10 protein-coding genes and 1 pseudogene are annotated in these 12,408 nt (G+C 61.1%); 5 read left to right on the top strand and 6 right to left on the bottom strand.

All coding sequences use genetic code 11. The features are described from left to right. The first annotated feature begins 37 nt into the window (after window positions 1–37). Complete coding sequence (gene mtnK, locus ACOI6Z_RS10230) at window positions 38–1,237, top strand: S-methyl-5-thioribose kinase (protein ID WP_023288798.1); 1,200 nt, start codon at window positions 38–40, stop codon at window positions 1,235–1,237. A gap of 658 nt (window positions 1,238–1,895) precedes the next feature. Here the strand turns inward: mtnK and ACOI6Z_RS10235 are convergent. The 4 genes from ACOI6Z_RS10235 to ACOI6Z_RS10250 all read right to left on the bottom strand — a co-directional run bounded on the left by ACOI6Z_RS10235 (window position 1,896) and on the right by ACOI6Z_RS10250 (window position 6,837). Further along, entirely contained in the window at window positions 1,896–3,137 is a 1,242-nt protein-coding gene (locus ACOI6Z_RS10235; protein ID WP_065812446.1) for an LVIVD repeat-containing protein, read from the bottom strand. A 117-nt stretch (window positions 3,138–3,254) separates the two neighbouring features. Then, the gene (locus ACOI6Z_RS10240) at window positions 3,255–4,319 is read right to left on the bottom strand and encodes a sugar ABC transporter substrate-binding protein (RefSeq protein WP_032455089.1); all 1,065 of its coding nucleotides are present in this window, start codon (window positions 4,317–4,319) and stop codon (window positions 3,255–3,257) included. A gap of 20 nt (window positions 4,320–4,339) precedes the next feature. Next, window positions 4,340–5,338, bottom strand: a complete 999-nt coding sequence (locus tag ACOI6Z_RS10245; RefSeq protein ID WP_023288795.1) for an ABC transporter permease — start codon at window positions 5,336–5,338, stop codon at window positions 4,340–4,342. Beyond that, complete coding sequence (locus tag ACOI6Z_RS10250) at window positions 5,335–6,837, bottom strand: sugar ABC transporter ATP-binding protein (protein ID WP_064155094.1); 1,503 nt, start codon at window positions 6,835–6,837, stop codon at window positions 5,335–5,337. Before ACOI6Z_RS10250 ends, ACOI6Z_RS10245 begins: the two co-directional genes overlap by 4 nt. Window positions 6,838–7,000: 163 nt before the next feature. Between ACOI6Z_RS10250 and ACOI6Z_RS10255 the strand changes: the two genes are divergently transcribed. The 4 genes and pseudogenes from ACOI6Z_RS10255 (at window position 7,001) to ACOI6Z_RS10270 (ending at window position 9,585) form a co-directional block, all read left to right on the top strand. Then, window positions 7,001–8,089 (top strand): oxidoreductase, encoded by a 1,089-nt coding sequence (locus ACOI6Z_RS10255; RefSeq protein WP_065812445.1) that lies wholly within the window; start codon window positions 7,001–7,003, stop codon window positions 8,087–8,089. Window positions 8,090–8,146: 57 nt separating this feature from the next. Beyond that, window positions 8,147–8,890: an SDR family NAD(P)-dependent oxidoreductase gene (locus tag ACOI6Z_RS10260; protein WP_023288792.1), complete on the top strand. Its 744-nt coding sequence runs from the start codon at window positions 8,147–8,149 to the stop codon at window positions 8,888–8,890. A gap of 232 nt (window positions 8,891–9,122) precedes the next feature. Further along, a pseudogene (locus ACOI6Z_RS10265) lies at window positions 9,123–9,206 on the top strand (type II toxin-antitoxin system RelE/ParE family toxin); the annotation flags it as partial. Continuing rightward, on the top strand, window positions 9,181–9,585 hold the full coding sequence (locus ACOI6Z_RS10270; RefSeq protein ID WP_065812444.1) for a helix-turn-helix domain-containing protein: 405 nt from the start codon (window positions 9,181–9,183) through the stop codon (window positions 9,583–9,585). The pseudogene ACOI6Z_RS10265 and the gene ACOI6Z_RS10270, both read left to right, overlap by 26 nt. On the opposite strand, the gene ACOI6Z_RS10275 is transcribed toward ACOI6Z_RS10270, so the two are convergent. Together ACOI6Z_RS10275 and cstA are read right to left on the bottom strand one after the other, a co-directional pair. Next, a complete protein-coding gene (locus tag ACOI6Z_RS10275; RefSeq protein WP_023288790.1) occupies window positions 9,582–9,779 on the bottom strand; it encodes a YbdD/YjiX family protein in 198 nt (65 codons plus the stop codon). The genes ACOI6Z_RS10270 and ACOI6Z_RS10275 overlap by 4 nt on opposite strands. Before the next feature lie 60 nt (window positions 9,780–9,839). Next, window positions 9,840–11,945 (bottom strand): pyruvate/proton symporter CstA, encoded by a 2,106-nt coding sequence (gene cstA, locus ACOI6Z_RS10280; protein ID WP_023288789.1) that lies wholly within the window; start codon window positions 11,943–11,945, stop codon window positions 9,840–9,842. Between the last annotated feature and the right edge of the window lie 463 nt (window positions 11,946–12,408).

Raw genomic sequence — 12,408 nt, forward strand, 5'->3', positions numbered from 1 at the left:
GTCTGAACGGCTTAATCAGAATTCGAGGATCGAGGCAATGTCGCAATACCATACCTTCACCGCCCACGACGCCGTGGCTTACGCGCAGCAGTTCGCCGGCATCGACAACCCATCTGAGCTGGTCAGCGCGCAGGAAGTGGGCGATGGCAACCTCAATCTGGTGTTTAAAGTGTTCGATCGCCAGGGCGTCAGCCGGGCGATCGTCAAACAGGCCCTGCCCTACGTGCGCTGCGTCGGCGAATCCTGGCCGCTGACCCTTGACCGCGCCCGTCTGGAAGCGCAGACCCTGGTCGCCCACTATCAGCACAGCCCGCAGCACACGGTAAAAATCCATCACTTTGATCCCGAACTGGCGGTGATGGTGATGGAAGATCTTTCTGACCACCGCATCTGGCGCGGGGAGCTTATCGCTAACGTCTACTACCCTCAGGCGGCCCGCCAGCTTGGCGACTATCTGGCGCAGGTGCTGTTTCACACCAGCGATTTCTATCTCCATCCCCACGAGAAAAAGGCGCAGGTGGCGCAGTTTATTAACCCGGCGATGTGCGAGATCACCGAGGATCTGTTCTTTAACGACCCGTATCAGATCCACGCGCGCAATAACTACCCGGCGGAGCTGGAGGCCGATGTCGCCGCCCTGCGCGACGACGCCCAGCTTAAGCTGGCGGTGGCGGCGCTGAAGCACCGTTTCTTTGCCCATGCGGAAGCGCTGCTGCATGGCGATATCCACAGCGGGTCGATTTTCGTTGCCGAAGGCAGCCTGAAGGCCATCGACGCCGAGTTCGGCTACTTCGGCCCCATCGGCTTCGATATCGGCACCGCCATCGGCAACCTGCTGCTGAACTACTGCGGCCTGCCGGGCCAGCTCGGCATTCGCGACGCCGCCGCCGCGCGCGAGCAGCGGCTGAACGACATCCACCAGCTGTGGACCACCTTTGCCGAGCGCTTCCAGGCGCTGGCGGCGGAGAAAACCCGCGACGCGGCGCTGGCTTACCCCGGCTACGCCTCCGCCTTTCTGAAAAAGGTCTGGGCGGACGCGGTCGGCTTCTGCGGCAGCGAACTGATCCGCCGCAGCGTCGGGCTGTCGCACGTCGCGGATATCGACACTATCCAGGATGACGCTATGCGGCATGAGTGCCTGCGCCACGCCATTACCCTGGGCAAAGCGCTGATCGTATTGGCCGAGCGTATCGACAGCGTCGACGAGCTGCTGGCGCGGGTGCGCCAGTACAGCTGAGCGCGGCCTGTTGCCCTCTCCCCAGCCCTCTCCTCTGGGAGAGGGAGCAAAGCCTAAAAAGTGCAATCTTCTGAGATTGCCCGGCGGCGCTGCGCTTGCGCGGGCCTACAGATAACGGCATAACGGTTTGATATTGCAGTCTTTCGCAGGCCGGGTAAGGCGAAGGCCGCCACCCGGCAGACATGCGAGCACAATAACGAAACAGGTTTGTCATCAGCCAGAAAAAGGCAATTGTCATTGCCTTTTTGCGTTTACCTTGCCCTCACCCCGGCCCTCTGCCACAGGGAGAGGGAGCAAAGCCTAAAAAGTGCATTCTTCTGGGATTGCCCGGCGGCGCTGCGCTTGCGCGGGCCTACAGATAACCGCATGACGGTTTGATATTGCAGTCTTTTGTAGGCCGGGTAAGGCGAAAGCCGCCACCCGGCAGACATGCGAGCACAATTTTGCGTTGACCTTGCCCTCACCCCAGACCTCTCCCCTGGGAGAGGGAGCAAACCCTAAAAAAGTGCAATCTTCAGGGATTGCCCGGCGGCGCTGCGCTTGCGCGGGCCTACAGATAACCGCATGACGGTTTGATATTGCAGTCTTTTGTAGGCCGGGTAAGGCGAAAGCCGCCACCCGGCAGACATGCGAGCACAATTTTGCGTTTACCTTGTCCTCACCCCAGATACTCAATCACCGACAGCCCGCCGTTGTAATCGGTGCTGTAGATAATGCCCTGCGCATCGACAAACACATCGCAGGACTGGATCACCCGCGGGCGGCCGGGACGGGTATCCATCATCCTCTCAGGAGCAGCCGGCACCAGCGCCCCGGTCTCCAGCGGACGATACGGGTTGGAAATATCGTACGCCCGCACGCCGGCATTCTGATAGGTGGCGAAGATAAGCGTTGAGCTGACAAAGCTCCCCGGCCGGTTCTCATGCAGGTTATGCGGCCCGAAGTGCGCCCCTTTCGCCGCATAGTCGATTTCGTCAGGCTGTGGGAAAGTTGAGATACTCACCGGGTTCGCCGGCTCGCGAATATCAAACAGCCAGATCAGCTTCTCGCCGTCCTCCTGATTGTCGAGCACCGCTTCATCCAGCACCACCAGCAGATCGCGATCCGGCAGCGGCAGCGCGGTATGCGTTCCGCCGCCGAACGGCGGGCTCCAGTTGCGATGGCTAATCAGCGTCGGCTGGGTACGGTCTTTGACATCCAGCAGCGTCAGGCCGCCGTCGCGCCAGCTGCCGTAGGCGGTATCCCCGGCAATAATGGCGTGGTGCAGCGCATAGCGTTTACCCTGCGGCCAGTCCGGTGTTTCACCGCCCGCCTGGTGCATCCCCGGCAGCCACCAGCGCCCGGCAACCTGCGGTTTACGCGGATCGGCCAGATCGATGGTCAGGAAGATGTAGTCGGTAAAACCGTCGATCAGCGCGGACACATACGCCCAGCGGCCGCCGACGTACCAGATGCGGTGAATGCCGATACCGCTCAGCGACAGAAAGCCAATTTCACGCGGCTTATCCGGCGTGGAGATATCAAACACGCGCAGCCCGGCGCTCCAGCCTTTGTCCTGCACATCGCTGACCGTGTCACCCACCGAGCGGGTGTAGTACACCTTCTCATCGGCAAAACGGGCGTCGGCAAACAGATCCCGGGCGTTGATCACCAGCAGCAGATCGTCATGCGCCTGGAGGTGCACGTTCCAGGTGCCCGGCGGCGCGGCAATATAGTTGACCGTGCTGGGCCGGGTCGGATCGCGAACATCGACCACGGAAAAACCCTGCGACACCATATGGCCGATATAGGCGAATCCGCGGTGCACCATCAGCTGGACGCCGTCCGGACGACCGCCCTGGTCGCTATGGCCGATCAGCCGCATATTGCGGCTGTATTCTGGGGAAGGTAATGCTGACATAGGGAATTCCTTTCGCCCGGTGGCGCTGCGCTTACCGGGCCTACGGGCGCTGTTGGTTTTCCCCCTCTCCCTGTGGGAAAGGGCAACAGGCCGCCCCCGCCGCCACCCGGCTTCGTTTTATTTGTTTTTCGCTTCCAGCGTCGCAAACCACGGCGCGATAAAGTCTTCCGTCTGGCCCCAGCCCGGAATGATTTTCCCCAGCGTGGCCACGTTCACCGCCCCCGGCTGGGCCGCCAGCAGCGCCTGCGGGATCGCCGCCGCCTTGAAGTCGTAGGTGGCCGGCGTCGGCTCGCCGGCGATCTTATTGGCGATCAGCCGCACATTGGTCGCGCCGATAAGCTTCGGATCCACCGCCACGCTCACCTTCCACGGGCTGCCGGCTTCGCGCATCAGCTGCAGATCCTGGTTGGAAATATCAATACTGTAGAGTTTGATCTCGGTGCGGCCGTTCTCTTTCAGCGCCTTATAGGCCCCCTGGCTAAAGGCATCCCAGGTGCCCCAGATAGCGTCGATTTTCCCTTTCGGATATTTGGCGAGGATCGCCCCCACCTTGTTGGCAGTGTCGCCCTGCACATCGGACGAAACGGCGCCGATCGACTCCAGCTCTTTAATCCCCGGGTTTTGCTTCAGCAGTGTCTGGTAAGCCGCCTGACGGCGCTCCATTGGCGGGAAACCCGCCACCCACAGCTTGACGATGTTGGCTTTGCCGTTGAAGTCTTTCACCAGCTGGCCAAAGGAGAGATCGGTCAGTGAGGCGTCATCCTGCTGGCTGACCGTCACGCCGGGGATCTCGCCGCTCACCGCGGTATCGAACACCGCCACTTTGATCCCGGCGTCCACCGCCTTCTTCACCAGGGCCGTCGAATAGGGGTCACGCCCCTGGGAGAGAATAATGCCGTCGTATTTCTGGCTGATCGCCTGGTTGACGAAGTCCTGGAATTTGGCGTCATCGCCGTTGCTCAGGAAGGTGCTGATTTTGAAACCGAGCTTTTTGCCTTCCTGCAGCGCCCCGGCGACAAACTGGGTGGTGTTATCGTCAGACCCCAGGTTGCGGATCACTGCAATGCGGATCGGGCCATTGTGTTCGGCAATGGCCGCCGGCACCGGCGTCGGGGCGGTGGCCAGCGCCGCCGTCGACTGCAGCAGACCCAGCGTAATGAGAGAGAGTGCGATCTTTTTCATGCGGTTTACCCTGTAAAATGTTAAGTACGGCGCTGAAAATAGGTCAGTGCCAGCGCGCCAGCCAGTACCAGCCCTTTAATAATGTCCATCGCGTAATACGGCACCGAGAGCATCACCAGCCCGTTGGAGAGCACGCCGAGGATCACCGCCCCCACCAGCGTCCCCAGGGCGTTCGGTTTGCCGGAGCCGGCCAGCGAAAAGCCGATCCAGGCCGCCGCCACCGCGTCCATCAGATAGCCGCCGCCGGCGTTAACCTGCGACGATCCGATACGCGAGGCCAGCAGAATGCCGCCGAGCCCGGCCAGCAGCGAGGCAACCACGTACGCCGCCACTTTATAACGCGTGATCCGCAGGCCGGAGAGCCGCGCCGCCTCCGGGTTGCCGCCGATGGCGTACATCCGCCGGCCGTGGGTGGTGAAGGACAGCGCCAGCTGGGCGACAAGCGTCACCACCAGCATGATGATGACGATGGTCGGCACCTGGCCCAACGCGCCAAATGCCGCCGGGAGGGTGCCTTCTGCCATCTCGCCGCTCGGCAGCACCATGTTTTCGGTAATCGACCCGCCGTAGCTGTATGTCATTGCCACCCCCTGAATCACAAACAGGCTGGCCAGGGTGGCGAGCATGTCGGGGATGCGCAGCACCACGATCAGAAAGGCGTTAAACAGCCCCACCAGGGTGCAGAGCGCGAGGGTGATCAGGATGGCTTCGGTGGTCCCCAGGCCGTGCCAGACAAACAGGGAGATCACCAGGGCGTTGGCCAGCGACGCCGTCGATCCGACGGACAGATCGAAGCCGCCGATGGTGAGGGAAATCGACACCCCAATGGCAATCACCGTCACGATGGCTATCGAGCGCAGAATGTTGATGATGTTGAACGGGTCAAGGAAGTTGTCCGAGGCGAAGCCAAAGACCGCCACCAGCAGCACCACGGTCAGCAACATGCCCCACTTATAGAGAAAATCAAAAAATCGCTGACGGCCCGATACCGTCGCGTTCACTGCCAGGGCCTTGCTCACGCTGCCGCTCCTCCGGTTGAATAATAAAGCAGTGTCTCTTCCCGGGCTTCCGCGCCGGGGATCTCCGCCACGATCCGTCCGTCCCATAGTACGCAGATGCGATCGCATAAACCGACCAGCTCGGCGAATTCACCCGAGGCATAAATCACCCCTTTGCCTTCCCGCGCCAGACCATCGATCAGTATGAACAGATCGGTTTTCGCTTTCACATCGACCCCTTTGGTCGGTTCGTCAAAAATCAAAACGTTGGCATCGCCGCGCAACCATTTGCCAATGGCCACCTTCTGCTGATTGCCGCCGGACAGACGGCGCAGCGTCTGACCGGGACCGGTGGCGCGCACGCCGAGGCGGGCAATCACCTCCTCCGCCCAGCGCCAGGCCTGGCGATGGCCGAACAGGCTCCAGCGCGAAAAGTGGTTATCGGCGCTGACCGCCAGGTTCATCGCGATCGGCTCTTCGATGAAAATGCCCTCTTTGCGCCGCTCCTCCGGGACCAGCGCCAGGCCGCGCCCCACCGAGTCGGCGGGATCCCGCGGCCGCCACGGCTGGCCGTTCAGCTCGCCGCGCTGCACCCGGCTTTTGCTGGCGCCGAACAGCGCTTTGCACAGCTCGGTTTTGCCCGCCCCGGCCAGCCCGGCGATACCCAGAATTTCCCCCTTACGCAGGCGCAGCGAGATATCCTGCAGCAGCGCCTCATCGTGCAGCCCTTCCACCTGCAGCAGCACGTCTTCACCGTGCGGTGGACGCGGCGGCGGGAAGATATCGCTCAGCTCGTGGCCCAGCATCTTTTCGACAATCTGTTCCCCGCTCAGCGGCGCCATCGGGCCGCTCTCAATCAGACGCCCGTCGCGCAGCACCGTCAGGGTGTCGCAGATCGCCTTCAGCTCGTGGATGCGGTGCGAAATAAACACCACCCCGATCCCCTGCTGCTGCAGACGGCGTACCACCGCAAACAGGCGTTCGCTTTCATGCTGATCCAGCGGCGCGGTGGGTTCATCGAGGATCAGAAAGCGGCAATGGTGCGACAGGGCGCGGGCCAGCAGGATCTGCTGTTTTTCGGCGAGCGTGCAGCTGTCAATAGAGCGCCTGACGTCCAGCGCCACGTCCAGCTGCGCCAGCGCCTCACGCGCCAGCTGCCGAACCCGCGACCAGCGGAAGGTCGTCCCCGGCTCCGCCAGCCTGTCCAGCATGATGTTTTCGGCAATGCTCAGGCCCGGCACCAGCGCCACGTCCACCTCCTGCTGCACCAGGTGGATCCCCAGCTGTTTGGCATCCCGCGGCGAACGAATAGTGACCGACTGGTTATTGATCGTCACTTCGCCCTGATAATGGGCGTGGGTGCCGCACAGCACCGCCATCAGCGTCGACTTACCCGCGCCGTTGGCGCCGGTCAGGGCATGCACCGACCCGCCATGAAGGGTGAAGGCCACCTTGTTCAGCGCCTGAAAGCCGGAGAAGGCCAGGCTAATGTTATGCATCTCAAGGCGATTCGCGCTCATCACTGCTCCCGTGCGGCAATTAATCTTCTGATTTAACGAATTTTTCATAGCCGCCGCTGGCTGACAACTGCGTAAAAAGCATAAGATACAACGAAATAATATTAGCCATCTGGATGTCCAGACATAACATCAGGTTAGCCCAACACCTATAAGGACAGCTTTCATGAGCAACAGCGAGATCCGCGTCGTGCCCGGCCCGGCCAACTATTTCTCCCACCCTGGCAGCCTTCAGCGGCTAAGCGATTTTTTTAACGCCGACCAGCTATCGCGGGCGGTGTGGGTCTATGGCGAGCGCGCCCTGGCCGGCGCCGAACCTTTTCTGCCGGCGGCCTTCCACCTGCCGGAGGCAAAAAAGATCCGCTTTACCGGCCACTGCAGCGAACGCGATGTGGCGGCGCTGGCGCAGGCCTCAGGTGACGATCGGGCGGTAGTGATTGGCGTAGGCGGCGGCGCGCTGCTCGACAGCGCGAAAGTGCTGGCCCGCCGCCTGGGAGTTCCGCTGGTGGCCATCCCGACCATCGCCGCCACCTGCGCGGCATGGACGCCGCTGTCGGTGTGGTACAGCGACGCCGGACAGGCCCTGAATTTTGAGATCTTCGATGACGCGAATTTCCTGGTGCTGGTCGAGCCGCGCATCATTCTCAACGCCCCGGCGGAGTACCTGCTGGCGGGCATTGGCGACACCTTAGCCAAATGGTATGAGGCAGTGGTGCTGGCGCCGCAGCCGGAGGCGCTGCCGCTCACCGTGCGGCTGGGGATTAACGGCGCGCTGGCGATCCGCGACGTGCTGCTGGCCAGCAGCGAAACGGCGCTGGCGGACCAGCGCCGCGGCGAGCTGAGCCAGGCGTTTCGCGATGTGGTGGATGCGGTTATCGCCGGCGGCGGGATGGTTGGCGGGCTGGGGGAACGTTACACCCGGGTCGCCGCCGCCCACGCGGTGCATAACGGGCTGACGGTACTGCCGCAGACGGATAAATTCCTCCACGGCACCAAAGTGGCCTACGGCATTCTGGTGCAAAGCGCCCTGCTCGGTCAGGATGAGGTCCTTGCGCAGCTGGTGCAGGCCTGGCAGCGCTTTAACCTGCCGGCGACGCTGGCGGCGCTGGAGGTCGATATCACTAACCGCGCAGAGCTTGACCGGGTCATTACCCATACCCTGCGCCCGGGCGAGTCGATTCACTATTTACCGGTGACGTTAACCCCTGAGGTTCTGCGCGCGGCGTTTGAGAAGGTGGAATACTTCAGCCGTTAATCACCCCGACCATCTATACCTAATGATGATTCTCACCACTCTCGCAACGAGGTCATCATGCAGATCGATTTAACAGGTAAGAAGGCGCTGGTTACCGGCGCCAGCCGTGGGTTGGGTCGGGCTATCGCCCTGTCGCTGGCGCGCGCCGGCGCCGATGTGGTTATTACGTATGAAAAATCGGCCGATAAAGCCCAGGCGGTCGCCGACGAAATAAAAGCGCTGGGCCGGCACGGTGAAGCAGTGCAGGCCGACAGCGCCAGCGCGCAGGCGATTCAGGATGCCGTCACCCATGCGGCGCGTTCCCTCGGCGGGCTGGACATTCTGGTCAACAACGCCGGGATCGCGCGCGGCGGCCCGCTGGAGTCCATGACGCTGGCGGACATCGACGCGCTTATCAACGTCAATATTCGTGGGGTGGTTATCGCCATCCAGGAGGCGCTGGTGCATATGTCAGACGGCGGGCGCATCATCAACATCGGCAGCTGTCTGGCTAACCGCGTGGCGCAGCCGGGCATCGCGGTTTACTCGATGACCAAGTCCGCCCTCAACTCCCTTACCCGCGGCCTGGCGCGCGATTTAGGCCCCCGCGGGATCACCGTTAACCTCGTCCATCCTGGCCCGACCAACAGCGATATGAACCCGGAAGACGGCGAGCAGGCCGATGCCCAGCGTCAACTTATTGCGTTAGGTCACTACGGCCAGCCGGAAGACATCGCCGCGGCGGTCACCTTCCTCGCCAGCCCGGCCGCCGGGCAGATCTCCGGCACCGGTTTGGATGTGGATGGCGGTTTGAACGCCTGATCGCACATTTTCTGCAAGCCTCTGTCGCCCGGCAGAGGCCTTTTCGAGCCGCCTCGACGGGTTGCGTTTTGCCGCTTACCTGCGTTTTTTCTCCGCTCTACCCTACCCCATAAGAAATTCGGAATTTATCTAATAGTCTTATTATTTCCTTATATTTTGTGTGGTCGCACAGTGGAGGTACGGATGAAGATTGTCTGGTCAAAAACGGCAGATAAGCCATTTTCTAAAATCGATAGTGGCGGTTAAACGCCGAACCACCACCACCTACCTGCATGAGGAGCATGCCGAATATGACTATTCAGTACATCAAGGATGAAGAAGGAAAAGACCAGTATGTCGTCATTCCTTACAGTAATTACTTTCGTATGCGCCTGGCTCTGCTGGAGTACGACGACGAGGATGAAAGGGACTGGGAAGATATTCCTTATGAATCAGACATCTATGATAACGTCATGCTGCCAGGCGAAGTATGCGACGTGATGCATAAAGAAAACGTCAGCCTGCAGGCTGCGTGGCGCATCCTGCGCGGGATGTCCCAGCAGGAGGTCGCCGAAAAGCTCGGCATCAGCCAGTCCGCCGTGTCACAGCTGGAAGCGCTGGACTCCCGTCCGCAGAAGCGCACCCGCGAGAAGCTGGCGGCGCTCTACGGCTGTAAGCAGGAGCAGATCAGCCTCTATCTGCCGAAAGAGGGTTAACAGCACTTCGCCCCGCCCTTGCCGCCGTAGCGGGCGTCCTGGCGTTCGCGGAAAAATGCTTCGTAGGTCATTGGCGTCTGATCCGGATGGTTGACGCGCATGTGCTCGACGTAGTTGTCGTAATCCGGCACGCCGATCATCATTTTGGCGGCCTGGCCCAGGTACTTACCTGCTTTGGAAAGGGTGTCGAACATAATTCTGATCTCACAGAAAAAGTACGCCGGGTAAGGCGAAGCCGCCACCCGGCACACAGGTTAATGCGCCCCTTTCGCCTGGGTCACTATCGCGTCCAGGTTTTCAGGCATTGGCTCATACGGTGTCTCTTTCGCCGTCGGTTTATTCTCTTTCAGCGCCGCCAGCGCGGTTTTAATCGAGAACAGCGCCAGCACCACCACCACGATCATAAAGAAGATGGTCAGCCCGGCATCGAGACGGTTGTTAAACACCAGCTGCGCCAGCTGCGACTCGGTGTACTGCGCCGGGATTTTGCCGCTGTCGATCATCGCCTGGAACTTGTTGGCAATCGCCAGGAAGCCCACTTTATTGTCCGGGCTGAAGGCCTTCTGCCAGCCGGCGGTGAGGGTACAGATCAGCAGCCAGGCCGTCGGCACCAGCGCCACCCACGCATAGCGCTGACGTTTCATCTTGAACAGCACCACTGCGCAGAGCATCAGCGCCATCCCCGCCAGCATCTGGTTGGCGATACCGAACAGCGGCCACAGGGTGTTAATGCCGCCCAGCGGATCGACCACTCCCTGATGGAGGAAGTAGCCCCACGCCAGCACGCACAGCGCCGTCGCCAGCAGGTTAGCCGGTAAAGAGTCAGTACGCTTCAGGTTCGGGGAGATCACCCCCAGCAGATCCTGCAGCATAAAGCGCGCCGCACGGGTGCCGGCATCCACCGCCGTCAGGATAAACAGCGCTTCAAACAGAATGGCGAAGTGGTACCAGAACGAGACGTCCATCAACCCGCCCAGCGCGCCGTGGAGAATGTAGGCCATGCCCACCGCCAGCGTAGGCGCCCCGCCGGCGCGGGAGATGATGGACTGCTCGCCCACCTCATTCGCGATATGCGTCAACGTTTCCGGGGTAATCGCAAAGCCCCAACCGCTCACCACCTGCGCCGCCGACGCCACCACATCGGTGGTTCCCGCCGGCGCCAGCACCGCCATCGGGCTGTTCATCGCGAAGTAGACGCCCGGGTCAATGATACAGGCGGCCACCAGCGCCATAATCGCCACGAAGGATTCCATCAGCATGCCGCCGTAGCCGATAAAGCAGGCCTGATTTTCATTCGCCAGCATCTTCGGCGTGGTACCGGAGGCAATCAGGGCGTGGAAGCCCGACACCGCGCCGCAAGCGATGGTGATAAACAGGAACGGGAACAGGTTGCCAGTCCATACCGGGCCAGTGCCGTCGATAAATTTGGTCAGCGCCGGCATGGTCAGGGTCGGACGCATAATCAGAATGCCGATCGCCAGACCGACGATAGTGCCGATTTTCAGGAAGGTGGAGAGGTAGTCGCGCGGGGCGAGCAGCAGCCAGACCGGCAGCACCGCGGCGACAAAGCCGTAGCCCACCAGCATCCAGGTGAGCTGGACGCCGGTAAAGTCAAAGAACGGCGCCCAGGTCGGGCTTTCCGCTACCCAGCCGCCGGAGATAATGGCGAACACCAGCAATACCAGCCCAATCACCGACACTTCGCCAATGCGCCCCGGGCGCAGATAGCGAATGTAGATCCCCATAAACAGCGCCAGCGGAATGGTAAAGGCCACGGTATAGGTTCCCCACGGGCTGTGGGTCAGCGCTTTCACCACGATCATCGCCAGCACCGCGAGGATGATCACCATGATCATAAAGGTCGCCACCAGGGCAATCACCCCGGCGGTCGCCCCCATCTCCTCTTTCACCAGTTCGCCCAGCGAACGGCCGTCGCGACGGGTGGAAACGAACAGCACCATAAAGTCCTGCACCGCCCCGGCCAGCACTACGCCGGCGAGGATCCAGATCATCCCCGGCAGATAGCCCATCTGCGCGGCGAGCACCGGACCCACCAGCGGCCCCGCGCCGGCGATGGCGGCAAAATGGTGACCGAACAGCACTTTTTTGTCAGTCGGGACATAGTCGAGGCCATCGTTATGCCGCACCGCGGGCGTCATGCGCGTCGGGTCGACGCCGAGCACGGTTTTGGCGATATACAGGCCATAAAAACGATACGCGATCAGATAAACGCAGACTGCCGCGACGACAATCCACAGCGCGTTGATCTGCTCACCCCGGTTTAAAGCAATGTAGCCGAGGGCAAAGGCTCCGATCACGGAGAGCAGTGCCCAGATAAGGTATTTCCCTGAATTATTCATTGTTGTGGTCCACCGGTAGGGTAATCAGGATGTTACAGTTTGTTTCTAGAACACAACGCAGAATTTAACAACATCGAAACAGCGCAGATGCCGTCCACCCACAGAGATTTGTCTCACATTGCTAGCGAGATCACTTAAGGCAGGAAAATGAATGAAAGGATTATCGTGAACGGTGCCGTTTGTTTGTCGGGTGGCGGCTAACGCCTTACCCGACCTACAGATCCGTAGTCCGGCTAAGCGCAGCGCAAGCCGGGGAAACAGCGGCTTCCTGACCCAGAAACCGTAGCCCTGCTAAGTACAGCCGAGCAGGGATATTCCCGGATGGCGGCGCGCTGCGCCTTATCCGGGCTACCCATTGCGCCGATATGTAGCCCGGCTAAGCGTAGCGCAAGCCGGGGAAATAGCGGCTTCCTGGCCCAGAAACCGTAGCCCTGCTAAGTACAGCGCGAGCAGGGAGATTCCC

The organism is Klebsiella sp. C239 (genome assembly GCF_048822715.1).
In the GTDB taxonomy this organism is placed as follows: domain Bacteria; phylum Pseudomonadota; class Gammaproteobacteria; order Enterobacterales; family Enterobacteriaceae; genus Klebsiella; species Klebsiella quasipneumoniae.